Annotated in this window: 21 protein-coding genes; 10 read left to right on the top strand and 11 right to left on the bottom strand. The window is 69.2% G+C overall.

What is annotated here, in order from left to right:
• Positions 1 to 106: 106 nt before the first annotated feature.
• Positions 107 to 4,663, top strand: a complete 4,557-nt coding sequence (gene gltB / locus LCF40_RS02655; RefSeq protein WP_224827240.1) for a glutamate synthase large subunit — start codon at positions 107 to 109, stop codon at positions 4,661 to 4,663.
• Between the two features lie 514 nt (positions 4,664 to 5,177).
• Here the strand turns inward: gltB and LCF40_RS02660 are convergent.
• Both LCF40_RS02660 and LCF40_RS02665 read right to left on the bottom strand, forming a co-directional pair.
• Entirely contained in the window at positions 5,178 to 5,582 is a 405-nt protein-coding gene (locus LCF40_RS02660) for a GIY-YIG nuclease family protein (RefSeq protein ID WP_224827241.1), read from the bottom strand.
• A 38-nt stretch (positions 5,583 to 5,620) separates the two neighbouring features.
• Positions 5,621 to 6,691 carry a phosphotransferase family protein gene (locus tag LCF40_RS02665; RefSeq protein ID WP_224827242.1) on the bottom strand — a complete coding sequence of 357 codons (1,071 nt, stop codon included), beginning with the start codon at positions 6,689 to 6,691 and terminating at the stop codon, positions 5,621 to 5,623.
• Between the two features lie 115 nt (positions 6,692 to 6,806).
• Between LCF40_RS02665 and LCF40_RS02670 the strand changes: the two genes are divergently transcribed.
• Complete coding sequence (locus LCF40_RS02670; RefSeq protein WP_224827243.1) at positions 6,807 to 7,613, top strand: SDR family NAD(P)-dependent oxidoreductase; 807 nt, start codon at positions 6,807 to 6,809, stop codon at positions 7,611 to 7,613.
• Between the two features lie 19 nt (positions 7,614 to 7,632).
• Here LCF40_RS02670 and hflX read toward each other — a convergent pair whose 3' ends face one another.
• Positions 7,633 to 8,928, bottom strand: coding sequence for a GTPase HflX (gene hflX / locus LCF40_RS02675; RefSeq protein ID WP_224827244.1), 1,296 nt, complete (start codon positions 8,926 to 8,928; stop codon positions 7,633 to 7,635).
• Between the two features lie 239 nt (positions 8,929 to 9,167).
• Here hflX and LCF40_RS02680 point away from each other — a divergent pair, with 239 nt between their 5' ends.
• Positions 9,168 to 9,329 (top strand): DUF1059 domain-containing protein, encoded by a 162-nt coding sequence (locus LCF40_RS02680; protein ID WP_114575822.1) that lies wholly within the window; start codon positions 9,168 to 9,170, stop codon positions 9,327 to 9,329.
• Here LCF40_RS02680 and LCF40_RS02685 read toward each other — a convergent pair whose 3' ends face one another.
• Entirely contained in the window at positions 9,330 to 10,253 is a 924-nt protein-coding gene (locus LCF40_RS02685; protein WP_263623565.1) for a WD40/YVTN/BNR-like repeat-containing protein, read from the bottom strand.
• Positions 10,254 to 10,406: 153 nt separating this feature from the next.
• Positions 10,407 to 11,156, bottom strand: coding sequence for a pirin family protein (locus LCF40_RS02690; RefSeq protein ID WP_224827246.1), 750 nt, complete (start codon positions 11,154 to 11,156; stop codon positions 10,407 to 10,409).
• Positions 11,157 to 11,304: 148 nt separating this feature from the next.
• On the opposite strand from LCF40_RS02690, the gene LCF40_RS02695 reads away from it, so the two are divergent.
• Genes LCF40_RS02695 through LCF40_RS02705 form a run of 3 tightly spaced genes read left to right on the top strand, consistent with a single transcriptional unit; the run spans position 11,305 to position 13,961 of the window.
• A complete protein-coding gene (locus LCF40_RS02695; RefSeq protein WP_224827572.1) occupies positions 11,305 to 11,736 on the top strand; it encodes a hypothetical protein in 432 nt (143 codons plus the stop codon).
• Between the two features lie 46 nt (positions 11,737 to 11,782).
• Positions 11,783 to 12,817, top strand: a complete 1,035-nt coding sequence (locus LCF40_RS02700; RefSeq protein WP_224827247.1) for a lysylphosphatidylglycerol synthase transmembrane domain-containing protein — start codon at positions 11,783 to 11,785, stop codon at positions 12,815 to 12,817.
• Between the two features lie 37 nt (positions 12,818 to 12,854).
• Positions 12,855 to 13,961 carry a glycosyltransferase gene (locus LCF40_RS02705; RefSeq protein WP_224827248.1) on the top strand — a complete coding sequence of 369 codons (1,107 nt, stop codon included), beginning with the start codon at positions 12,855 to 12,857 and terminating at the stop codon, positions 13,959 to 13,961.
• Positions 13,962 to 14,256: 295 nt separating this feature from the next.
• Here the strand turns inward: LCF40_RS02705 and LCF40_RS02710 are convergent, their stop codons facing one another.
• The gene (locus LCF40_RS02710; protein WP_157972304.1) at positions 14,257 to 14,409 is read right to left on the bottom strand and encodes a hypothetical protein; all 153 of its coding nucleotides are present in this window, start codon (positions 14,407 to 14,409) and stop codon (positions 14,257 to 14,259) included.
• Positions 14,410 to 14,640: 231 nt separating this feature from the next.
• Between LCF40_RS02710 and LCF40_RS02715 the strand changes: the two genes are divergently transcribed.
• Entirely contained in the window at positions 14,641 to 15,450 is an 810-nt protein-coding gene (locus LCF40_RS02715; protein ID WP_224827249.1) for a helix-turn-helix transcriptional regulator, read from the top strand.
• A 29-nt stretch (positions 15,451 to 15,479) separates the two neighbouring features.
• Here LCF40_RS02715 and LCF40_RS02720 read toward each other — a convergent pair whose 3' ends face one another.
• Positions 15,480 to 16,676: a carboxylate--amine ligase gene (locus LCF40_RS02720; RefSeq protein WP_224827250.1), complete on the bottom strand. Its 1,197-nt coding sequence runs from the start codon at positions 16,674 to 16,676 to the stop codon at positions 15,480 to 15,482.
• On the bottom strand, positions 16,669 to 18,618 hold the full coding sequence (locus LCF40_RS02725) for an asparagine synthase-related protein (RefSeq protein WP_224827251.1): 1,950 nt from the start codon (positions 18,616 to 18,618) through the stop codon (positions 16,669 to 16,671). The genes LCF40_RS02720 and LCF40_RS02725 overlap by 8 nt, the downstream gene beginning before the upstream one ends.
• Positions 18,619 to 18,927: 309 nt before the next feature.
• On the opposite strand from LCF40_RS02725, the gene LCF40_RS02730 reads away from it, so the two are divergent.
• Complete coding sequence (locus LCF40_RS02730) at positions 18,928 to 19,914, top strand: NAD-dependent epimerase/dehydratase family protein (RefSeq protein ID WP_224827573.1); 987 nt, start codon at positions 18,928 to 18,930, stop codon at positions 19,912 to 19,914.
• A 15-nt stretch (positions 19,915 to 19,929) separates the two neighbouring features.
• Here LCF40_RS02730 and LCF40_RS02735 read toward each other — a convergent pair whose 3' ends face one another.
• Positions 19,930 to 20,997: a glutamate-cysteine ligase family protein gene (locus LCF40_RS02735; protein ID WP_224827252.1), complete on the bottom strand. Its 1,068-nt coding sequence runs from the start codon at positions 20,995 to 20,997 to the stop codon at positions 19,930 to 19,932.
• A gap of 183 nt (positions 20,998 to 21,180) precedes the next feature.
• Here LCF40_RS02735 and LCF40_RS02740 point away from each other — a divergent pair, with 183 nt between their 5' ends.
• Positions 21,181 to 22,092, top strand: a complete 912-nt coding sequence (locus LCF40_RS02740) for an O-methyltransferase (RefSeq protein ID WP_224827253.1) — start codon at positions 21,181 to 21,183, stop codon at positions 22,090 to 22,092.
• Between the two features lie 40 nt (positions 22,093 to 22,132).
• Entirely contained in the window at positions 22,133 to 23,191 is a 1,059-nt protein-coding gene (locus LCF40_RS02745) for an NAD(P)-dependent glycerol-1-phosphate dehydrogenase (protein WP_224827254.1), read from the top strand.
• An 8-nt stretch (positions 23,192 to 23,199) separates the two neighbouring features.
• Here the strand turns inward: LCF40_RS02745 and LCF40_RS02750 are convergent, their stop codons facing one another.
• Together LCF40_RS02750 and LCF40_RS02755 are read right to left on the bottom strand one after the other, a co-directional pair.
• On the bottom strand, positions 23,200 to 24,018 hold the full coding sequence (locus LCF40_RS02750) for an ABC transporter permease subunit (protein ID WP_114575811.1): 819 nt from the start codon (positions 24,016 to 24,018) through the stop codon (positions 23,200 to 23,202).
• A complete protein-coding gene (locus tag LCF40_RS02755; RefSeq protein ID WP_224827255.1) occupies positions 24,015 to 24,953 on the bottom strand; it encodes an ABC transporter ATP-binding protein in 939 nt (312 codons plus the stop codon). The genes LCF40_RS02750 and LCF40_RS02755 overlap by 4 nt, the downstream gene beginning before the upstream one ends.
• Positions 24,954 to 25,005 lie beyond the last annotated feature (52 nt).

Below are 25,005 nucleotides of genomic sequence, written 5' to 3' on the forward strand. Positions count from 1 at the left end.
GGACGAACGCCCGATATACGAAGTCCTATTATCTCCTTGTATGCGTTTATAATACACTTAGCCATTATGGGATAACCTCTTATGCAGTGTCCGTTCAGTAGGTGGCATGCAACAGCCATCGGGAGTGGATTCCACCGGCAGTCCGCGGGGCCTCGCGAGCCCGGCGGACGAACGGTCGAACTGCGGCGTCGGCGTCGTCATGGACCTCGAGGGGGGATCGGGCCACGACGTCGTCGCCGACGGACTCGAGCTTCTCACGAACCTAGAGCATCGCGGCACGACCGGCGCAGAAAAGAACACGGGCGATGGCGCCGGCGTCATGCTCCAGACGCCCGACGCCTTCTTCCGGGAGGTTCTCGATTGCGACCTGCCCGAGAGCTACGCCGCCGGCTCCGTGTTCTTTCCTCGGGACGACGAGGCTCGCGAGGAACTGGTCGCGCTCGTCGAGGACGCGCTGGCCGACTACGACCTCGAGGTCGCGGCCTGGCGGGACGTCCCGACGGACAACGACGGGCTCGGCGAGACGGCCCTCGACTCCGAGCCCGACGTGTGGCAGGCGTTCGTCGCGGCCACGGACGACGTCTCCGGCGAGAGCTTCGACCGCCGGCTCTACGTCGCCCGCCGGGCCGTCGAGAACGCGGTCGAAGCGGCCGACATCGAGGGGAAGGAACGCTTCTACGTCTGCTCGCTCGACGCCGACACGGTCGTCTACAAGGGACTGCTGAAGGGCGTCCAGGTCCCCTCGTACTACCCCGACCTGACCGACGAGCGCGTCGCGTCGAACTTCGTGATGGTCCACGAGCGGTTCTCGACGAACACGCTCGGCGCCTGGCACCTCGCCCATCCCTACCGCAACATCGTCCACAACGGCGAGTTCAACACGATCCAGGGCAACATCAACTGGATGCGCGCCCGCGAGACCGACATCGAGAGCGAGGTGCTGGAGGATCTCGAGGCGGTCAAGCCGATCATCGACGACCCCGACCAATCGGACACCGCGAGCGTCGACAACGCCCTCGAGCTCCTCATGGCCGACGGCCGGGACCTCGCTCACGCCCTCCGAATGCTCGTCCCCGAGGCCTGGCGGGGCGACGAGACGATGGACGAGGCTCGCAGGGACTGGTACGATTTCCACGCCTCGCTGATCGAGCCCTGGGACGGGCCCGCCCTCGTCGCCGCCACCGACGGCGAGCGCGTCGGCGCCGTCCTCGACCGCAACGGCCTGCGACCCTGCCGGTACGACGTCACGACCGACGACCGGCTCGTGATGGCGAGCGAAGCGGGTGCGGTCGAAACCCCGCCCGAGAAGATCGCCGAACGCGGCCGGCTCCAGCCCGGCCAGCTCTTCCTCGCCGACCCCGAGGAAGGGCGCGTCATCCCCGATGAGGAGGTCTTCGAGGGCCTCACCGACGACCGCTACGGCGAGTGGGTCGAAGAGAACCAGCTTCTTCTCCCCGAGATCACGACGACCGCGGACCCGACGACCCAGGCGCCCGTCTCGGGACTCCGGGACCACCAGGCCGCGTTCGGCTACACCCACGACGAACTCGAGAACCTGATCGAACCGATGGCCCAGAAGGGCAAGGACCCGGTGGGGTCGATGGGCGACGACACCCCGCTCTCGGTGTTGACCCCCTTCAACCGTCCGCTGTTTACCTACTTCAAGCAGCTGTTCGCCCAGGTGACGAACCCGCCGCTGGACTACATCCGCGAGGAACTGGTCACCTCGCTGGAGAGCCGGCTGGGCCACCAGCGGAACCTCCTCTCGGAATCGCCGGCACACGCCCGCCAGCTCGTCGTCGACTCGCCGGTGCTGACCGACGCCGAACTCGAGGCGATCCGGGAGAACGAGGAGCGGGACGTTACGGCCCGGACGGTCGACATCACCTACGAGCGTCCCGACGAGGCCGACGGGGAGGCCCTCGAAGCCGCGATCGAGCGGGTCCGCGAGGACGTCGTCGAGGCGATCGAGTCCGGCGCCGAGGTGTTGATCCTCTCGGACCGCGCGACCGATCCCGACCGGCTCGCGGTCCCGAGCCTGCTGGCGACGGGGGCGGTCCACCACCACCTCGTTCGCAACGGGCTTCGCAACCACGTCGGCCTCGTTGTCGAGTCGGCGGACCCGCGTGCGGTCCACCACCTCGCGACGCTCGTGGGCTACGGCGCCGGCGCCGTCAACCCCTACCTCGCCTTCCAGACGATCGAGGACATGACCGCTGGCCCCGACGGCGCCGACGCCGACGAGGCGATCTCGGCGTACATTACCGCCCTCGAGGACGGCCTCCTGAAGACGATGGCGAAGATGGGGATCTCGACGGTCGAGAGCTACCAGGGCGCCCAGATCTTCGAGGCCGTCGGCCTCGATAGCGATCTCGTCGCCGAATACTTCGAGGGGACCGAGAACCGGACCGAGGGCATCGGTCTCGCGGAGATCGAGCGCGACGTCGTCGAACGCCACGAGCGGGGCTTTCACGACGACGGCGAGGAGACCACCCTCGACCGACAGGGCGAGTACGAGTTCCGCTCGGGGGGAATCTTCCACCAGTGGAATCCCCAAACCGTGGGCGCGCTCCAGCAGTCGGTACGAGCGAACGACGCCGAGCGCTACGGCGAGTTCGCCGAGATGATCAACGACCAGAACGAGGAGCTCCAGACCCTCCGGGGATTGCTCGAGTTCGACTCCGATCGCGAGCCGATCCCGATAGAGGACGTCGAGCCCGTCGAGGAGATCGTCCGGCGCTTCTCGACGGCCGCGATGAGCCTCGGGAGCCTCTCGCCGGAGGCCCACGAGAACAACTCGATCGCGATGAACCGGATCGGCGCGAAGTCGAACTCCGGCGAGGGCGGCGAGCCCCCCGAACGCTTCGGCACCGAACGCGAGTGCAACGTCAAGCAGGTCGCCTCCGGCCGCTTCGGCGTCACCTCGACGTATCTCTCGAGCGCCGACGAGCTCCAGATAAAGATGGCCCAAGGGAGCAAGCCCGGCGAGGGCGGCCACCTGCCGGGCTCGAAGGTCAACGAGATGATCGCGCACGTCCGGAAGTCCACGCCGGGGGTCGGGCTGATCTCGCCGCCGCCGCTCCACGACATCTACTCGATCGAGGACCTGAAACAGCTGATACACGACCTGAAAACGGCGAACGAAGAGGCCGACATCAACGTCAAACTCGTGAGCGAGGCCGGCATCGGAACGATCGCGGCGGGGGTCGCAAAGGCCAACGCCGACGTCGTCCACATCTCGGGCGATTCGGGCGGGACGGGCGCTTCGCCCAGGACGTCGATCAAGAACGCGGGCCTGCCCTGGGAGCTCGGCCTCGCGGAGGCAAACCAGATGCTGTGTGAGACCGGCCTGCGCGACCGGATCCGGGTCTCGACTGACGGCGGGCTGAAGACGGGTCGGGACGTCGCCGTCGCCGCCCTCCTGGGCGCAGAGGAGTACATCTTCGGCACTGCGAGCCTGGTGACCTCGGGCTGTGTGATGGCCCGCCAGTGTCACAAGAACACCTGTCCGGTCGGCGTCGCGACCCAGCGCGAGGACCTCCGCAAGCGGTTCCCCGGCGAGCCAGACCACGTCATCAACTACATGACGTTCATCGCGGGGGAGCTACGAGAGATCATGGCCGACCTGGGCTTCGAGACCGTCGAGGAGATGGTCGGCCGGGTCGAGGTCCTCGAACAACGCACCGACGTCGATCACCCGAAGGCGCGCAACGTCGATCTCTCGGCGGTGCTCGCCGAACCCGCGGGCGAGGTCCGCACGAAGATCAGCGAACAGGACCACGAACTCGGCGACAAACTCGACCGGCGCCTGATCGAGGAGGCCGAGGCGGCGATCGAGGACCACGAGCCGGTGACGCTCTCGGCGGAGGTCACCAACGTCGATCGGACGATCGGCGCGATGGTCTCGAACCGGGTGACCGACCGCTACGGCGAGTCCGGGCTCCCCGAGGGGACCCTGACGGTCGACCTCGAGGGAACTGCCGGCCAGAGCTTCGGCGCGTTCCTCGCCAGCGGGATCTCGATACGGCTGACCGGCGGCGCCAACGACTATGTCGGCAAAGGGCTCTCGGGCGGGAAACTCGCCGTCCGGACGCCCGACAGGGCCGCCTACGAGGCCGCGGAGAACATGGCGATCGGCAACGTCGCTCTTTACGGCGCGACCGACGGCGAGTGCTACGTCAACGGCGTCGCCGGCGAGCGCTTTGCCGTGCGAAACTCCGGCGCGAAGGCGGTCGTCGAGGGCGTCGGCGACCACGGCTGTGAGTACATGACCGGCGGCGTCGTCGCCGTCTTAGGCGAGACGGGGAAGAACTTCGCCGCCGGGATGAGCGGCGGGGTCGCCTACGTCTACGACCCCGACGGGACGTTCCCCGACCGGACGAACACCGGGATGGTGACCCTCCACGAGGACCTCGACGAGACCGACGAGGCGATGCTCCGCCGCCTCGTCGAGAACCACGCGGCCTACACCGGCTCCGACCGGGCCGACGCGCTCCTGGCGGAGTGGGAGACCGAACTCGACTCGTTCGTGAAGGTGATGCCCGACGCCTACCACGACGCGATCAGCGAGGAGGGCCGCGACGACGTCCGCGAGCTCCTCCCCGGCAGCGCCGAGGCCGACGTCGAGGCCCGCGCGCCCGACTACGCCGCGAGCGACGACTGATCGTACGCCGATCGTCGTCCCGGGGACCGCGCTCTATTCGTCCTCGAACGCGAACGCCGGGACGACGATCGCGCCCATCGTGCCGATGAACCCCGTCACCAACAGCCCCAGGTGGGGATCGGGCGAGCTCACGAGCAGGGCGAACGACCCGATGTCCCGCCAACCCGACCACGAGAACGAGGTCGGACCATCGGTTCCAGACGTCCTCGAGCCTGCGCTCGAGGTTCGCGAGCCACCAGTCAGCCGTTTCGCCCTCGCCGTCCCCGGTCGGTCGGTCCCGGCCGAACGCCTCCCGGATCACCGATGGGCCGGCGACGAGGACGAGAGTCCCAGTGTCGACGGCGAGCAGTGCCCCGAGAACGGAGCGGGGTATTCCGCCGATCCGACCGAGCAGGAACGCGAGAACCGCCACCCCGGAACCGATCCCTCGAGCGGCCCCGGCGATCGACGACTGTGTCACGTGCGGTACTACCGGTGGATCGGCCGGGTCGAATTCGAACGTTCGCGCGTTCGATCAGCCGACGACGCCGCCCTCGCTCTCGAGGGCCTCCCGGAGCCGCCCGACGTCGGGGACCGACAGGAGGTGGGCCGGACAGTCACAGTCCGAGGCGCCGACGCCCCCGACTGGCTCTCCGGGAAGGCTCTCGGCGAGTTCACACTCGCGGTCGGCCCCGGGAAAGCGCGCGACGGCCGCGAGTTCGCTCTCGGGGTGGCCGAGCAGGTAATCGACGTGCCAGTGGCGGACCTCGCGCTCGCCAGCGGCGAGGTCGCGGTGGCGCTCGATCCGCGAGAAGCCGCCCGGACCGAACGCGCTCCCGACGTAGGCGTAGGGTCCCTCGAGGCGGTACTCGCCTGCGGCGCCGATCTCGACCTCGATCGGGGGGACGTCGATCGCGAGGACGTAGGTGCCGCGGGCCATCGGTCGGGAGTATCGGGAGCTGAGGCATAAGGGGCCCGCTACCCGTCGCGTCCGCCGCGTCCGTCGCCGGCGATTCCCTCGGCGACCCGTGTCATGTACTCGATGTACGGTTCCCGGTCGGAGTCCTCGCCGGCCTCGACCCGATACCGGTGGAGGTCCGCCCAGACCGCTGCGAGCATGAAGGCGGCATGGGCTCGGTAGTACCGGTCGTTCTCGACGGCGATTCCCGTCCGCTCCTCGTAGCGGGCGATCAGTTCGGATCGGTCGGGGCTCCCCTCCCTGCCCGTAAACGGCGCGAGTCCGGCCTCGTTCGACTCCCGCAGGTCCCGAACCGCCTCGGAGTCCGGATACCGGGTGTCGATCCCGTCGAGGGAGGGAACCGGATCGCCGTCGTCGCGCCACCGAAGGAGGAGGTAGCCGAGTTCGGTCCGCGGGTCGCCGAGCATGGCGGTCTCCCAGTCGATGACGCCCGTGATCCCCCGTCGGTCGTCGAGGAGGACGTTTCCCGGCCTGAAGTCGCCGTGGACGAGCGTCGTCTCCCGTTCGTCGGGCGCCGTCTCCCGGAGCCGGTCACCGACGGTCCGGAGGTCGGCGAACTCCCGGCCCGTCACCGCCGTCGCCCGGTCGAGCCGTGTGGTCGCGTGCTCGACTTGCGTTCGGGGGGTCTGGCGCTCGCAGACGTCCTCGAACGGCTCCGTTTCGAGCCGATGAACGTCGGCGAGGACGTCGATCAGGTCGCGAGCCACTGCCCGACGCCCCTCCGGAGTACGGAACCCCTCGGGGAGACCCGATCCCAGGGGAACGGTCTCGCCCTTGAGATACGTCGTGACGAGGACCGGGTCCTCGCCCCCGCGGAACGCGACCGGCTCGGGCGCGGGAATTTCGGTCGCCTCGAGGCGTTTCAGGAGCCGATACTCCCGTTCGAGATCGTTGAAGAGATCGGTATCCCGTAGCTTGTTCGGTCGTCGGAGGAGATACCGATCTCCGGGTGTCGAGACGGCGACCATCAGGTTGATCCCGTCGGCGAGCACGTCGAAGCCGGTCGCCTCGATCCCCGCCTCCGAGAGAACCCCCTCCACCCCGTCGATTCCCAACCCGTCATGGGCCATGCCCGGCCGTACGGATCGGTTCGTATAGTCTTCGGGGGGCGTGTGTCCGGGTTCACATGAACCGATCGAACTCTCGATGCCCTCGCCGCTCCCACTCTGCCGCGACGGTGGAACTATGTCCCGATCACCCTTTCCGCCGGACGTGCCACTCGAGTACTCACACACGCCGATCGACGTAAGCGAGCAGACCGTCGTCGCGATCGGTGCGACCAGCGGCATCGGTCGCGCGATCGCGCTGGGGTTCGCCGCGGAGGGCGCCGACGTCGTCGCGACCTCCCGATCCGCCGACCGCGTCGAGCGGACGGCCGACGAACTCCGCGAGCGGGGCGCCGACACGATCGAACGGACCTGTGACGTCACCGTCCGGGAGGACCTGGTCGAACTCCGGGAGGCCGCCCTCGAGACTTTCGGCGGAGTCGACGTCGTGGTCTACGCGCCGAGCTACATCGCCCGTGCGGGCGTTCTCGAGGTCACCGACGAGGAGTGGGAGCGGGTCTTCGACGTCCAGCTGACCGGCGCCCGCCGGGCGACCCAGCTCTTCGCCCGGGAGATGGACGGGGGGTCGATCCTCCACATCGCCTCGGCCTCGGCGGAGACGGCGATCCCGAACCTCGCGGCGTACTCGGTCGCGAAGGGCGGGCTCGACACGCTGATCCGGGTCGCCGCCGAGGAACTCGGCCCCGAGATCAGGGTCAACGGGATCCGCCCGGGGTTCGTCCGCAGCGAGCAGACCGAGGGCACGTACACCGAGGGCGAACCCCGCTTCGAGACGATCCGAGAGCGAACGACGACCGGCCGGCTGGGCCGACCGGAGGAGATCGTCGGCGCGGCACTCTACCTCGTGAGCGACGCGGCCAGCTACACGACCGGGGAGATCGTTACGGTAGACGACGGGTTCACTTCGGCGACGTTCGACGAGTGACCGTTCGTCGACGACGCGTTCACCCGTCGATAGCGTCCGCCCGCGCCCGAAGCCGCTCGATCACCGTCGGCGGACCCCGGCAGACGACCGTCACACGATCGCCGTCGTACGCCACGTTTTCGACGGTCGTCCGGTCGTAGGCCTGCGAGACGATCGACATCGCCTCGTCGCAGTTCGGCATCCCCAGCCGCGCTTCCTCGGTCGGTAACCGATCGCCGACCACCGACCGCAGGCGATCGAGGCCCGTCCCCTCGCGGGCGCTCGTCGCGACCGCTTCCGGCGCGCGTTCGGCGGCGATTGCGAGACGCCGTTCGCGCTCCCCTGCCGGGAGCAGGTCAGTCTTGTTGCAGGCCGTGACCACGTCCTCTCGATCGACGCCCTGGTCGGCGAGGAGCTCGAGAGAGATCTCGAGTTTCTCCCGGAAAACCTCGGGGGGATCGCTGGCGTCGGCGACGAGGACGACGGCGTCGGCCGCGGCGGCCTCCGAGAGGGTCTCGCTGAACGACGAGACGAGCCAGTGGGGGAGGTCGGAGACGAATCCTACGGTATCGGTCGCGAGGACCGGCCGACCCCCTACCGTTGCCCGCCTGGTCGTCGTCTCGAGGGTTTCGAACAGTCGATCGGCTGCCGAGGCGGTCGCGTCCTTGTTCGGTCCCTCGCGCTCGCCGTCGGTCGCCTCGTCGACCGAGAGATCGTCAGCGAGGCGGTGCAACAGCGTCGATTTCCCCGCGTTGGTGTAGCCGGCGATCGTCACGAGGTCGAACCCCTCCTCGCGGCGACGCCGGCGGAACTCCTCGGCGGGATCGGGAAGCGAGTCGAGTTTGGCCTCGAGGCGGTCGATCCGGTCGCGGACGTCGTAGACGGGCGAGCCCTTCTCGGTGCGCTTGTTGAGCATCCCCTCGTCGGCGGACTCGACGATTCTCGGGAGTTCGTAGCGCAGCCGGGCGAGTTCGACCTGGAGTCGTGCCCGGCGCGTGCCGGCGCCCCGTTCGAAGATGGCGAGGACGAGCCGGTAGCGATCGAAGAGTTCGGTTCCATCGGGCAGTTCGGCCCGCAACCCGTGGTGCTGGCTCGGGGTCAGGTCGCCGTCGGCGACGACGAGGGAGGCGCCGGTTTCGGCGACGGCGGCGGCGAGTTTCTCGCATTTCCCCCGGCCGAGGTAGGTACCCGGGTCCTCGGGGCCGGCCTGGGTGACGGTCGCGGCGACGTCGTAGCCACGGGCCGCGGCGAGGTCCTCGATCTCGGTCGTTTCGACGGGCGGGTCGGTCGATCTGGCGGCGATGACGGCGGTCGATTCGGTTCGTGTCTCTTGCATGGATGTCCGTTGCTGGGCGGTCGAAAACGGTACGCTGGCCGTGTGGCTTCCTCCGGTTCGGGGGCCGCTCAGAAACGGATCGAGGTCTCCATTCGCCTGCCGGGATCGTCCCTGCGCGGACCGAAAGCCGTTCCGGTCGTGTGAGATCGATTCGCACGTCCCGGCGACGCGGACGGCCGGGATAGCTGGCAGTCGCTGACAAGCACCAGCGATAGGGGCGCCTCCGGCGTACCCGTCCCATGGCCTATCAGGTCGAGTGCGTCCAGTACGGCTGCGAGTTCGAGACCCGCGCGGAGACCGAACGGGAGGCCGCCGACGCGATGCGACATCACACCGACGAGGAGCACGCGAACATGGACCTCGCCGACGAGGAGATTCGCGAGGCGATCACCGAACTCTGATCAGACCGCGGACAGCGACCGGATGCCCGCCGGGAGGTGCCCGCCGGTCTCCCAGCCGTCATCGGTATCGACGAGCACCCGCCCCTCGTTGGTCCCAGCGACGACGGTCCCCTCTTCGACCGTCCAGGCGAGGATCACCTCCTCCGGCTCGCCGGGGTAGGAGTCCCGCCGAAAGCTCTCTCCGTCCTCGGAGACGAACAGCGCGCCGTCGGCGCCGTCCGCCCCGCTCCAGGTCCCCGGCGACGATCGGGCCGCCGCCGCGTAGAGCCGCCCGTCGTGGATCAGTGCCTCCCGGAAGTACCGGTGGGAGAGCGCCCCGTCCAGTCGATTCCATGACTGTCCGGCATCGCGGGTGCGGTAGAGCCCGTCGCCACACGAGGCGACGAACTCCTCGGGACCCCGAACGAGGACGTGGTGGACGTCGTCCTGGAGGCCGTCCCGGCGCTCCGTCCAATTCTCGCCGCGGTCCTCGCTGACGTGGACGCCGCCGACCTCGACGCCGGCGACGACCCGGTCGGGCGCGTCGGGGTGGGCGCCCAGACTCCTGATGTGGGCCTCGTTCCGGTGGCGGGGCGTGAACCACTCCTCGCGGGAGGGGAGGTCCTGAAAGCCCTCGAGTTCGCGCCAGCTTTCCCCACTATCGTCGCTGACGTAGAGGTGAGCGGGGTGGGTCCCGGCGTACAGCCGCTCGCCGTCGGGGCTCGCCAGCACGGAGTAGACCTCCTCGCGGGGGACCTCGATGTCCGTCCACTCTCCGCCACTCGAGCGGTAGAGTCCGGCCTTCGAGCAGGCGAAGACGCCGTCGGTGCCGGCGAACTTCCGGACCCTCATTACACGGCCACAGTCCAGTTCCCGGGTCGCGTCGTCGAAGGAGGGTCCGGAAGCGCGATACACGCCGTCGTCGGTTCCGATCACGAGGGTCATGTCTCTTCCTACCACCCTCGTCCTCCTCAAAGTGTGGGGGCTGATTATCGAGTCCCGTTCGGTCGGTGTGGACCCGGTAGGACAGCGGTGGAGACGACGGTGAAATTCCCAGGCGATTTTTCGGTCGGCTGTCCTCGAGCTACCTACGACGGGCTACCGACCGATGGTCCCCTGGCGCGTGACCGGCGCGTCGGGATCGATCAGGAAGGCGACGACGACCGACTCCTCGGTCGCCCGGATCGGCTCCGATCCCCCGCCGACGAGCAGGGCGCTCTCGCCCTGGCCCAGTCGGGCGTCGCCGACCCCGATCTCGCCCTCGAAGACGTAGACGTAGGCGTCCCTGCCCGCCATCGCCGGTAGCTCCGTCTCGCGACCCCTTTCGAGCCGGACGTCGTAGAGATCGACGTCGTTGCGGACCGAAAACGGCGCGCCGGAGCCCTCGGGGCCGAAGAGGTGGCGCCACTCGCCGCTCGTGGGGTCGGGAACCGGACCGTGTTGGATTCCCGGCTCGAGATCGAGTTCCCGGGGCCGGACGAAGATCTGGAGCATCCGCAGTGGCGGATCGTCGTCGGTGGTCCGCTCTTCGTGCCAAAAGCCGCTGCCGGCGTTCATCACGAGCAGGCTCTCTGGGTCGGTGACGAGCCGGTTTCCCTCGCGGTCGTCGTGGCGCATGACGCCCGCGGGAACCCAGGAGATTATCTCCTCGTTTCGGTGGGGGTGCATCCCGATCAGCGTCCCGGGATCGAGGACGGACTCGACGACGGTCGCGAGCGGGCCGTAGCCGTGGTCGTCGTGGCCGGGCAGGTTCCGTCCGGGGAAGTCGAAGGCCGTCCGGAACCCTCCCTGGTCCCGGATCACGTCGGTCCGCGGTGCCGTGTGGATCTCGGTCGTGGACTGAGTCACTGCTTCGGGTAAGGGATGGAGGGTATATGTCTCCCGGGGACGGCCGGGCCCGTTCGGACTCGCGGCCGGGTCCACAACGCATTTGACCTCCGAATCGCTATCTCAACCCGTGTCGACGAACGCCGATCCGAACCCCGCTCTCTCCTGGATGACCCGCTTCCGTCGGCGCGTGCTCCCGACCGTCCACCGGATCAAGGAACCGCTCGGCGGGTTCGCTCAGTGTATCACCCACCCCTCCGAGTACGTCGGGACCGTTCGGCGGGATCTCGCCTCCTTCCGTGCCGATCTCCGGGCGATGGAGTTCACACCCGAACCGATCGCCTCGCTCAAGACCCACCCCGACGGCCGCCGGTCGGCCGGCAGTTGGGTCCACAGGGCCTCCATCGGTGCCGACTGGCAACTCCACGTCACGCTCTTCGTGGGCCAGCACGATACCGTTGAGGTCTTCGCCCACCGCGAGTACTCCTGGCTGACACACCCCTACAAACACTACGTCTCGGAGGGGTGGGACACCGCTGGCGGCGTCTCCCGGATGCGGTCGCTGCTCGCCGACAACGGCGTCGCGTTCTCGATCGAGTGAGCCGTCGACCCGCAGGACTTTCCGACCCACCGTCGTATCGGCCGCCGTGACATCCCCCGACCTCGGACTGGCGACGGTCGTCGGCGGCTTCGTCGCCGCCGTCGCCCTTCTCTCGGTCGTCCTCGCGGTCGTCGGGCTCGAGCCGACGGTCTCGGTCCTCGTGGGCGCCGACCGGCTCGGCCTCGCGGCGCTTTGCTGTGCGGTCGCCCTCTGGGCCGTGGCCTGGTCGTACACGCTCTCGATCGTCCTCTCGGTCCTCGGGGTCGCCCACGGTCCCGTCGAGGCCGGACTGCTGTTCGGCAACCTCGTCTTCGCCAACAGCGTCGCGCCCTCGACGTACCTCGGGGGGGAGCCGTTCGCGGCGTTCCTGTTCTCGCGGCGGACGGGGACGGGCTACGAGACCGGGTTCGCCGCGGTCACGAGCACCGATCTCCTGAACTACGCGCCGATGGTGCCCCTGGCGGGGGTCGGACTCCTCTACGTGACGACGACGGCCGTCGTCGGCGGGCGGACCGAACTCGCCCTGGCCGCGGTCTTTTCGGCCCTGCTCGCCCTGATCGCGGTCGTCGTCGCGGGCTGGCGCCGGCGCGACCGGGCCGCCGTCGCCCTCGCGACGACCATCGGCGGGCTCTCGACGCGGATGAGTGGGGTCGTCCCGGGCGTGCGCCCGGTCCGGCCGGCGCCCCTCGAGGCCCGGATCCGAACCTTCGTCCGGGAGGTCGAGTCCGTCGCCGACGACCGCTCGAGCCTGGCGCTCGGGCTCGGCTACTCGGCGCTCGGCTGGCTCTCGCTGTCGGCAGCGCTGTGGTTCGCGCTGTACGCGGTCGGCCACGCGACGTCGCCGGCGGTCGCCCTCTTTGCCGTCCCCATCGCCGCGGTTTCGAACGTCCTCCCGGTTCCCGGCGGGATCGGCGGCGTCGAGTCGGTCCTCATCGTCCTGCTGGTCGCCGCCGCGGGGGTGCCGGCGCCGACGGCGGCCGCGGCGACCCTGCTCTACCGGGGCGGGACCTACTGGCTCCCGCTCGTCGTCGGCGGCGGGACGGTCGTCCTCGCCCAGGGTCCTCGTCGCGGGCCGATCTGACCCCACGTATTACGGCCCGACCCGACGAAGGGTGCCCATGTCCCACACGGAGACCGTCGGTGCCTTCACCGATCTCTACCTGCCGACGGTCAACGGCGTCACCTCCACCGTCGGGCTCTGGCGCGAACACTGGTCCGCCCGCAGGGGACCGATGTCGGTCGTCTACCCGCGGGTCGAGGGCTACGAGCCCGCGGAGGACGAACACCCCGTGCGGAGCGTCCGCGCACCCTTCTTCCCGCGATACCGACTCGGCCTCCCGCTGGTCCCCGACGGGCTCGCAGCGCCCGACCTGGTCCACGTCCACACGCCGTTTACCGTCGGCTACGCGGGCCTCCGCTTTGCCCGCGAGCGGGGGCTGCCGGTCGTCGCCTCCTACCACACGCTGCTGGGCGAGCGCGCCGACCGGATCGCGCCGCGGCCGTTCTCGGACGGGCTCCGCTCGGTCTGTCGGGGCTACGAGCGTGCGTTCTTCGAGCGGGCCGACCGCGTCATCGTCCCGACTGCCTTCGCACGCCGGCACCTCCTGGAGACGGTGGGCGCCGACGTCGACGCCCGCGTGGTCTCGAACGGGATCGACACCGACCTCTTTCGCCCCGTCGATCCCTCGAGGCTCCGGAGCCGGTACGACCTCCCCGACTCCCCCCTGGTCGGCTACACCGGTCGCCACGGCCCCGAGAAGAACCTCGGGGAGGCGATCGACGCCGTCTCCGGCACCGGCGTCTCCCTCGCAATCGCCGGCGACGGCCCCGCTCGCGGGGAGTGGGAGGCCCGGGCCCGCGAGGCCGACGCCGACGTTCGCTTCCTTGGCTTTCTCGACCGGGCGGAGCTCCCCGCGTTCTACTCCGCGCTCGACGCCTTCGTCTTCCCGAGCCCCGTCGAGACCCAGGGCCTGGTCGCCCTCGAGGCGACGGCCTGTGGGACGCCCGTCGTCGCCGTCGACGCCGGCGCGCTCACCGAGTTCGTCATCGGCGGCGAGACCGGCTACCGCTACCGCCGGGGCGACGTCGAGGACTTCCGGTACGCAATCCGGCGCGCCCTCGCCGAACGCGACCGTCTCTCCGATCTCTGCGTGCGCCGCCGGTCGATGCTCTCGGTCGAACACTCCGTCGGACAGCTCGCCGGGATCTACGACGAACTCGTGTAGCGTTCGACCGGGAGTCGTCCCTCGAGCGTCGTCGGTTCCCGGCCCGATCGGTTCCCGCCGCTGCAGGGTTCGATCCGGTGTCGTGGCCCTCGGAGTCAGCGGGCCCGATACGGGAATCCGAATAATGGTCGGCTCGGGGGTCCCCCACCACCGTTCTCGCCTCCTTCCCCCGGATCGCTCCTCCGTGGGCCTCCTACTTTGCGTCACCTCCTGATCGAGCGAGCGGGGGCTGGAAACCCCTATAAAACTCGTTTGGCCGATCCGCGGGAGGTCGGTCGACCGTCGCGCCCTCCGATCAGAGGACGTCGACCTCGCTGACCGACAGGATGGTTTCACAGGCCGGGCAGATCCACGTCCCGCCCGAGACCCCCTCGCCGCCTCCCTCCGGCGTCGCGGACTCGTCTCTGACCGGCGTGATCTCCTCCCCGCAGTGTGGACACTCCCCCATCAGTCCCACCGCCCCGACTGCGTGCTCGCCTCGAGACCGTTCATACGCCCTTTCCCGACACCCAGCCGCTTTAGCTCACGGTCCGTGCACCCTCTCGCGACCTGCGTTCCCGTACAAAAACGTACCGAACGATCCACGCTGCCGTCCGAATAGTTCAACCGTCTTTCGGGGAGTATTTTCCCGAACTGCTAACTGTTCGTACGGTCCACCGTACTCCCGGTGGGTGATCGCATGGACACCGAGATCCTGTCCGTCGTTCTCCAGCGATGGGAGGTCGTCGACAGCCTGCGCGAGGAACCGAAGGACAAGCGGGCGCTGGTCGGGGACGTCGACTGTTCCCGATCGACGGTCGACCGGGCGGTCCGGGAACTCGAGTCCATCGGCGTCGTCGAGTACCGCGAGGGCGACCACGGGGTCACGCCGCTTGGCGAGACCGTCGCGAGCGGGCTCGAGGCGCTGGTGGAGACCGTCGAGCGCCGGATCGAACTCGAGCCGTTCCTCGAGTGGATTCCGGAAGGCGAGTTCGATCTCGGCCTCGAACATCTCTCGGGAGCGGAGCTGTGGGTGCCCGAACCCGGCGACCCCTGGGCCATGGTCAACCGACACGTCGCGGCCCTGGAGGCGGCCGACGACGTCCGGTGTGTGCTCCCCCTGACCGGGTTACACGCCTACGAGGCGGTGTACGAGGGGGTCGTGGCCGGCGGGCGTGCCGAGTTGATCGTCAGCCCCGACGTCGCCCGGACGTTCCGGACTGATCCGGCCTATGCCGACATGACGGCCGAGCTTGCGACGACCGGCCGGTATCGGCTCTCCCGGTACGACGGCTCGATCCCGTACTTCGTCGGACTCCTCGACGATATCGTCCAGATCGGCGTCGACGAGGCGGGCGAGCCGCGGGCGTTACTGGAGACTACCGACCCGGAGGCCCGACGCTGGGCCGAAGGCGAGATCGAGGCCTACGAGCGGGACGGGACCCGGGTCGATCTCTCCGTCGACCTCCCGGCGGACCCCTCGACTGACTCCCCCCGGACCGGGTCGTAGCACGGGGCCCGGCGACACCGAACGGGACGTCAGCCGCCACGTCGCCGGATCGCTCGCTCGAGTTCGGTCCGTGCCTGGCGGGCGACCGGCCGCGGGTCGTCGGGGTGGAGCATGTCGAACGCCGGAACCTCACAACAGGAGCGACCGATCTCCGCCGCCCGGGCGAGCAGCGACGGGCGCTCGACGAGCGCCGACTCCTTCCGGCGGACGCTCACGAGGTGTTCGACCTCGCCGTAGAGGTAGTGGCTGCCGACGCCGGGCTCGTAGCCGGCGTCGATCCCGTCCGTGCGTCCGGTGACCGACAGCCAGTACCACCAGGGGAACTCCGAACCGGCCCGGGTCGCACACGCCAGCGACTGCCACATGCGAGGGTTGATCTCGACCAGCGAGAACTCGCCGGTCTCGTCTCTGACGTACTCGATGCAGGCGAGGCCGTGCCAGTCGAGTTCGTCGAGGATCGCCCGCCCGGCGGCCTCGAGCTCCGGGATGTCGACGGACTCCCGGAAGACGCCGCCGCTGCCGGTGTAGGAGTCGCCCCGGATCTGGCGGTGCTGGAACGTTCCCAGGGGACGGCCCTCGTCGTACAGCGCGCCGAACAGGTACTCCGTTCCGGACACGTACTCCTGGACGATCGGCTCGTGGCCCATCGTCGAGAGGAGCCCGTCGACGTCCGGCCGCTCGCCGGCGGGCACGTGTTCGATCGATTTGGCGATCCTCGACTCTCCGGGCTCGAGATCGTCGAGATACGCCTCCGTGAGGAGGTTGTACCGCGATTTGACGATCCGGTCGCCACGCCAGTCGTCGACCGCGGTCAGGAGTCGGGTCTCCGGAACCGCGACGCCGGCCGACTCGGCGACGTCTGCGAGCCGTTTGCGGTCGTGGACGGCCCGCAGGGTCTCGAACGGCGGGACGGTGACGTCGATATACCGCTCGAACTCCTCGCGGTACCGCGAGAGCAGGTAGGGGTCCTGCGGGCGGTGGGGAACGATCGTCCGGACGTCCGGGCGCGCGGCGAGGGCCAACAGCGCGTCCCTGTAGGCGGGGAGATCGCTCGGCGGCGGGATCAGTACGGAGTCGTCGCAGTACCGCGAGGCGGAGGTCCCGAGGTCGGGGTCGTCGACCGCGGCGATCGTTCTCACCCCCTGCTTGCCGAGCGACCGGACGGAGGCGTAGCCGTGTGGATAGCGCGACGCCGTGACCACGGCGCCACCCTTCCGGTCAGTCATCGGCGATCACCCGACGCGGGGGACGCACCGGTGGCTCCGCCGACGAAGTTCGGTCCGGTGTGCCGGGGTCGCCCGCGAGGACCCGTGCCGTGGCCGGCATCGTCAGGAGGGTCACGAGGGTGTAGAGCTCGCCGACGTGGTTTTCCCCGTTGCAGTGCTCGTCGTACAGCCGCCGTACTTCCCCGGCGCTCATGCCGGGTACCGCGTCGGCGAGCGCGCGGTTCTCCGTCAGAACCTCGGTTACGAACCGGCTCGAGCGGAGCAGTTCTGCGTCGTCGAGCCACGGACCCTGGGTCAGATACGGCTCCGGCGGAGCCCGGGTCGAGTCACATTTCCGGCGCAGTTCCGTCAGGTGCTCGCCGGCGTACTTCACCGCGAACGGCCGCGAGAGCGCGACGCCGGTGCTCGCGTGGGCGATTTCCGCGAGGTCGGGGGCGAGCCGGGCGACCGCCCGGTCGATCACGTTCCGCCGGAGCCGGTAGCCGACCGGCATCGACAGGGAGAGCTCGAGGAGGCGGTTGTCAAGGTAGGGGGTTCGGTAGGGACGCAGTTTGCGGAGCCCGGTCTGAAAGCGCACGTCGTCGTCGTTCGAGAGCGGGTAACAGCCGCCGTAGTAGACGAGGTCGTCGAGCGAGTCGTAGACGACGCCGTGGTGGCGAATCTTCCCGCCGTCGCGGTGGATCTCCTCGTCGAGCACGCTCCGGAGTTCCGTCGGCAGGTCGTAGCCGTCGTGGGCCCGCTCGACGAGGAGGTCGACGTAGCCGTCGATCGAGTCGACGGGCCGTTCGACCGGGAGCGTCACCGATCCCAGCCCGCCGAGCGGGACCGTCGGCGACGGTACGCCGTAGCCACGGAACAGCGAGTCGCCGTAGAGCCCAGAGAGCAGTCCGTCGACCCGCCCGGTTATCTCGGCTTCGAACCCGCTCGTGTACGGCTGGCTGAACCAGCCGTTGAACGTCGTCGCCCACCGGTTTCGCTCGGTCGCCCCGATCCGGTAGCCCGGTCCGCGACGGAGCCACTCGAAGGGCGTCCCGGTCTCCATGGCGACCCGCTCGGCGGTCCGTGCCTCCCTGTTCATCCAGTCGTTCATGTGAAACGCCGTGGCGTCGGCGCCGGCGTCACAGAGCCCGGCGAGAGCGAGCCGGGAGTCGCTCCCGCCCGACAGGAGCACGCCGTACTCCCGATCCTCGCGGAGCCACTCGTCGAGCACCGCCCGGAACCGGCCGACGAACTCGTCGACGAACCGCTCGAACGGCACCTCACAGGGGCGGTATCGGGGGCGCCAGTACTGGTCGGCAGAGACGGTGCCGTCGGTGAGGTCCATCGTCGTGACCGTTCCCGGGCGCAGTTTTTCGACGCCCTCGAGGGGCGTTCTCACGCCGAAGGTCCGGCGGAACGCGAGGTATTCGTGGAGGTAGCCGGGGTGGAACGCAGTGTCGACCGCCGGGTGGTAGGGCAGGGTCTGGACGTTGGTCGAGAAGACGACCGTCCCGTCGTCGGGGCGGGTCCAGTACAGCGGCACCGTCCCGAACCGGTCGGTCGAGAGGAGCAACTGGCCGCGCTCGGGGTCGTGGATCGCGAGCAGGAAGTTCCCGTTGAGCCCGCACACGAACGACCTCCCGTACCGATCGTAGAGCGCGAGCGCGTAGTTCGCGGAGGCGACGGAGGCAGGTCGCGGCTCGTACGCCCTCGAGGGGCCGACCGTCTCGGAACCGTCGGGACCTCCGGAACCATCGGTGTGGGCGGCGCCGGCGTCGTGGCCGTAGAGTTCGCCGAGCACCCAGCACGTTCGTTCGTCCGTCCCGGGAGATCCGTCGCGGGGGTATCGCGAGCCGGCGGCGATCGAGAGGCCGTCGGCCTCGTGGACCGTCCCCCCGACTCCGATCCAGTTGTCGAACGCGCCCGGCGCGTCGGCGCCGACCGTGCCGTGGAGGTCGCTCATCTCCCCACCCCGGTCGCGGGCGCGCCGTCGTCGGCCGGACGCACCGTCACGACTCCCCGCCGGTCTCTCGATACCCCACCGCTCCGGCCCACGGCTCCCGATCGAAGGCGTCTCATTCGGTGGCCGACACCTGTGACGTCCCGGGCAATCAATGCGGGAGCCCCCTTCCAGAACCTGAGAGCCGACCTGCAGCGCCTGAGAGAGGCGGCCCGGTTCGAGCCGGAAGCCAGGGGAACCCGCCTCACCGCCGTCCTCTCGGACGGGCCCGCCACTCGAGGGTTTTTCACTCCCGCGGACCGACCCTCGCGCATGACCGGCGCCTTAGTGATCGGCGGTACCCGCTTCATCGGTCGACACCTCGTGAACGACCTTCTGGACCACGAGTACGACGTCACCGTCTTCAACCGCGGAAATCACGGGAACCCGTTCGCGGACGACGACCGAGTCTACCGGATCGAGGGCGACCGGACGAACGACTCGGCGCTCGAACTCGCCCGCGAACGAGCGGCCCCCGACATCGTCTTCGACATGGTCGCCTACGAGCCACGGGAGGTGCGGGCGGCGACGCGGATCTTCGCCGACTCGGCGTACGTCTACGTCTCCAGTGGCGCCGCCTACGCCGACGAGGAGATCCCCAAACGCGAGGGCGAGACCGCCCTCGAGCCCTGCACCAACGAGCAGGCGACCGACGACTCGGGGGAGACGTACGGCAACCGGAAGGCAGAGGGCGACCGGACGGTCTTTGCGGCCGCAGAGCGGGGCGTTCGGGCCATGAGCGTCCGTCCCTGTATCGTCTACGGCCCTCACGACTACACCGAACGGTTCGACTTCTGGATCGACCGCGTCCGCGAGTACGACCGCGTGATCGTCCCCGGCGACGGCACCACCCTCTGGCACCGCGCTTACGTCGGGGACGTCGCGAGCGCACTCCGGGTCGTCGCCGAAGCGGGTGAAGCGGGCGAGGCGTACAACGTCGGCGACCGGCGACTGGTCACCCTGGCGGAGTCGATCGAGCTGATCGCCGACGCCATGGGCGAGGAAGTGGAGGTCGTCCACGCCGGCTCCCGCGAACTCGCGGCGGGCGGGCTCTCCCCCACGGACTACGTCCTCTACCGGGAGTACCCTCACGTGCTATCGACGGCGAAGCTCGCGGCTCTCGGCTGGGACTCGACGCCCGTGGCCGAGGCGATCGACCGAAGCGTCGCAGACCACGTCGACAGCGACCGCGACGGGAGCGAACACGCCCCCGACCGGGCGGCCGAGGAGCGCGTGCTCGGGGTTCTGGACACGCTGTGAGCCCGCTCGGCGGAGTCAGCCGGTCAGTCCGGCGACGTCCTCGCGGAGCCGCTCTGCGTACTCGAGCCGGAGCCCTCGAACGTCCTCGCGTTCGATCCGGTCGGCCTCGAACTCGTGGGTCAGCGGGCCGTACTCCCCGACCCGAAATCCCATCCGTTCCAGATAGGCAGTGACGGCCAGCGACGCCAGACCATCGTGGATGGCGCGTTCGACGTACTCGGAGAGCGCCTCGAACCGGGGGAGGACGATTTCGTCCTCAGTACGTTCCCCCTCTTCGCCCTCGATGCGGACCACGCTGGTGTGGACGTCATCCATCACCTCTCGGACCCCCTCGACTAGCCGGAGCAGTTCGCTCGGCAGCGTCGCGTCGGGCGCGCGCCACTCGACGGTCGGCATCTCCCGGCGGAGCCTGATGGGAGTCCAGACGGCGTCGAACGGCGAGAACTCCGTCTCGACGCGCTCGCGGTCGATCCCCCGTTCGACCGCCCGCTCGACGAACTCCGCGTAGCGCTTCTCGAGGCGGCGTTTCCACTCGGCGACCGTTCCGGTGTAGGGCCATAGCCGGCCGTGATCGGGGAGGTCGGCGTAGCTCCGCCCGCGATAGCAGCGGGCGCGTGCGGAGGCGGCGACCCGCTGTCCCCCGCAGTACGGCGAGGAATGACACAGCGCGAGCGCCGGGTCCAGTGCCGTCAGGACGTTCAGCTGGTCGGCGACGTTTCGCTGCTCGACGTGGACGTGGGTCCCCGCACAGTGTTTCGTGTGGGCGAAGGGGTCGCCGACGACCACCTCCTGGATCCGGGTCCGGTCGGAAGGCAGCGTCTCGATCGGACCGGCGTCGATCGGAGTTCCGAGGGGGACGAGCAGCCTGTCGCGTTCCGCGGCGGCCTCGAGAGCGAGCCGGAGCCGATCGGCGAACGTCTCCCGAAGCTCCTTGATCGTCGCACACGGCGGCGTCTTCAGCTCGAAGAGGGGCTCGACGAACTCCTCCTCGGCGAAGGGGAGGTCCGCGGCGAGGGGCGCCGCCGGAGCGAGCGCGCCGTCCGGGTCGATCACCCAGTATTCGACTTCGACGCTCGTTTTCATACGACTCCGCCTCCTATACTGGATTCAAGCGTAGTATCGGCCAACATAAGACTATTTTAGTGGACGAACGGCTGATAACGGGATAAACGTTCGCATGGTTTGGAACCGCTACGATCGGATGGCTCCCGACCCGGTGGGGAGAAGGACGCAACCGTTTTCACGGGGTGCGCTCGATCGGGGAACGTGTTGCCGGATCTCCAGCGGGACGTAACGAGGGCGCGAGAACTCCTCGAGGACGGCGAGTACGGACGCCTCCTCGAGGGCGCGGCCGGCCGGCTGGCGCGGCCGGTCGCCGACGAGTACCAGATCCGCCGCGGGCTCTCGGAGCTGGCGCGAGCGCGCAATCCGTCGGTCCGGGCGGTCGAGCGAGCGCTTCGCTGTGTCCACGAGGACGGGTTTCTTCCCTACGAACGCTCGCAGCTGGCGGCCGTCGAGAAGCGCCGGCAGGCCCTCGCGGCCGACGAGACGCCCGTCGAGTACCACCTCCACGGGCCCAGCGACGAGGGACTCACGGAGGAGGTCTACGAGGGCTACCGCCACGAGGTCCGGGTGAGCGACTTCCCGGGGGCGAAGCCGGAGTACGGCCCCCTGCTGTACGCGCTGGCGCGCGAACTCGACCCCGATCGGGTGCTCGAGCTGGGCACCTGTCTGGGGATCTCGGGGGCCTACATCGCCGGTGGCTTCCGCAACGACAACCGGCTGCTCACCGTCGAGGGCGGCGAGCCCCAGGTCGGGATCGCTCGCGAGACGTTCGCGGAACTGGGGGTCTCCGACCACACCACGGTCCGCCACGATCGCTTTCAGGACGTGCTCCTCGAGGGCGGGGAGAGCCCCCGCTTCGAGATAGCCTTCCTCGACGGCCACCACAACCGCGAGGCGACCCTCGAGTACTTCGAGGCGCTCTACGAGCTCGCCGAATCCGGCGCGGTCGTCGTCTTCGACGATGTCGTCGGCTACTCGGAGGGGATGGACGGCGCCTGGCGAACGATCGCGGCCGACCCCAGGGTCGAGCTCTCGGTGACGACCGAGCGCTACGGGATCGCGGTCCTCAAGGCCGGAATCCCGGAGAAACGAGATTTCAGCGTCCCCGTCTGAGGCCCGCCACAGGTAAATGGGCTCGCGGGGAAGGGGCCCCATGTTCGAGAAATCGACGTGGATCCGCCTCCCCCGGAACGTCGTCGTCGGCCACGAGGTGTTGGGCCGGACCCTCGAGGTGGTAGACGACGTCCACCTCTCGGGGCGGCCGCTGCTCGTGACGAGCCCGACGCCCCGCGAGCTGGCGGCCGACCCGATCGCCGCACAGTTCGAAGAACGCGGGATCGACCCCCTGGTCGTCACGGTCGAGACCGCGAGCTTCGACGCCGTCGAGGAGGTGATCGCGGAGGCAGAAGCCGGCGACGCCGCCTACCTCGTCGGGGTCGGCGGCGGGAAGCCCATCGACATCGCGAAGATGGCGAGCGACCACCTCGGGATGGGCTTTCTCTCGGTGCCGACGGCGGCGAGCCACGACGGGATCGTCTCCAACCGGGGGTCGGTGCCCGACGGCGACACCCGGCACAGCGTCGCCGCCGAGCCCCCGCTGGCGGTCGTCGCCGACACGGGGATCCTCGCGAACGCGCCCTGGGAGCTGACGACCGCGGGCTGTGCGGACATCATCAGCAACTACACCGCGGTAATGGACTGGCGGCTCGCGAACCGACTGAAGAACGTCGAATACTCGGAGTACGCCGCCGCCTTAGCGGAGATGACGGCCGAGATCCTCGTGGACAACGCCGACCTGATTCGGCCGGGGATCGAGGAGTCGGCTTGGATCGTCACCAAGGCGCTGATGTCCTCTGGCGTGGCGATGAGCATCGCCGGCTCCTCGCGGCCCGCCAGCGGCGCCGAACACCTCTTCTCTCACCAACTCGACCGGCTCGTCCCCGGCGCCGCGCTCCACGGCCACCAGGTCGGCGTCGGCGCGATCATGACCGCCTACCTCCACGGCGGCGACCGCGGGATCTGGACCGACATTCGGGACGCGCTGGCGAGCATCGACGCGCCGACGACCGCCGACGAGCTCGGCATCGACGCCGACACCGTCGTCGAGGCGCTTTCGACCTGTCACGCGATCCGGGACCGCTACACCATCCTGGGCGACGGGATGGAGGAGGAAGCCGCCCGACAGGTCGCGCGCCAAACGGGCGTGATCTGACGACCGGTTCAGAGGTCCGCGCGGCCGAACCACACGGTTCCCAGCGCGAGCGGGACGACGAGCCAGGCGAGCATGACGACGACCATCACCTCGCCCGCGAGAAACCACGGGAGCTCCTCGGGAATGGTCCTGAACCCGTCGGGGAAGGCGAGGCCGGTCGAGTTGACGTACGCCGTGGTCGGACTGATCAGCGACTGGACGAACAGGATCTGCTCGGACGAGATTTCGAGCCCCGCCAGGTCGTTCGCGAGGTAGTCGATGGCGAGCTGGAGCGGACCGAGGACGTTCAACACGCTCGTAACGAAAAAGAAGGCGATCGAGCCGCCCATTGCCCGGGACCGGGAGTCGGTCGCGGCGGAGATACCGATCGCGACGGCGACGTACGTCAGCGCGTAGAGCAGCGTCAGCGCCGCCATGATGGCGATGACGTCCATCGCCGGGGACGGGTAGAGCGCGAGCGCGAGCGCCCCGCCGACGAGGAACGCGACGGCGATCGACGCGCTGACGACGACCGTTCGGGTGAGGAACTTGCCGAGAACGACGTCGCGTCGGGAGTTCGGAATCGACAGCAGGTACTTGATGGCGCCGGACTCGCGCTCGCCGGCGATCGCGAGGTAGGCCGTCACGAGCGCGATCAGCGGGATGAACAGCGCGCCGACGGCCGTCAGGTTCCACAGCGCGTCGCGGACGTTTGGCTCCGAGACGCCGTACTGGCCGAAGTAGACGAGCAGCGCCATGAACACGACGTACAGCGCGCCGACGAACCAGACGATCTTCGCTCGCCGGACGTCCAGGAAGTCCTTCCGTGCGACGTCGAGCGTGCTCATGCCGACGCCTCCGACGGCGTCTCGGCATCCGGGTGGCCGCCGTTCGTGTACGTGTTGAACAGTTCCTCGAGGGAGACGTCCTCGGAGAGGACGTCGGTGACGGCGGTCGCGTCGGCGACCGTACAGACGACGTCGGCTTTGACCGAGGGGTCCACGCAGGTCGCGGTGATCGTCGTCCCGTCGACGGCCACCGACCGGACGCCTGCGATCGCCTCCAGGTCGAGATCCGCGGGGACGGCGTCGACCTCGAGCGTGATCGGCGCCCCCAGATCGAGATCACCTTTGAGGGCGTCGGGCGTTCCGGTCGCGACGAGGCGGCCCTCGTTCATGATCCCGATGCGGTCGCAGACGGCTTCGACCTCCCCGAGGACGTGACTCGAGAAGAAGACGGTGGTGCCGTCGTCGGCCTTCGCGCGGATGATCTCGCGCATCTCCTGCATCCCCGTGGGGTCGAGCCCCGAGGAGGGTTCGTCCAGAAGCAGGAGGTCGGGATCGCCGGCTAACGCCATCGCGAAGCCGAGTCGCTGGGTCATCCCCTTCGAGTAGCCACCGGCGGGCCGGTCGCCATCGTGTCCGAGGCCCACCCGTTCGAGCAGGGCCGTCGGGTCGTCGTCGGCGTCTTTGGTCTCGATCACCCACCGGAGGTGTTCGCGACCCGTGAGGCGATCGTAGACGCTTGCGCCCTCCGGAAGGACGCCGATGCGCCGACGGATCTCGTCGGTGTCAGCCTGGGCGTCGAGGCCGAGCACGCGCACCGTCCCCTCCGTCGGGCGAACGAAGTCGAGCAGGACGTTGATCGTCGTCGACTTGCCGGCGCCGTTGGGTCCGAGGAAGCCGAATATCTCGCCCTCCTCGACCGAGAGATCGACCGAATCGACCGCGAGGACGTCCTCGCCGAAGCGTTTCGTCAAGGCGGTGGTTTCGATCGCTGCCATATGTTCGGATCATCCACACAAACGTATTAACCCACCGACACCAACGCCCCGC

Source organism: Saliphagus infecundisoli (assembly GCF_020177375.1).
Taxonomy (GTDB): domain Archaea; phylum Halobacteriota; class Halobacteria; order Halobacteriales; family Natrialbaceae; genus Saliphagus; species Saliphagus infecundisoli.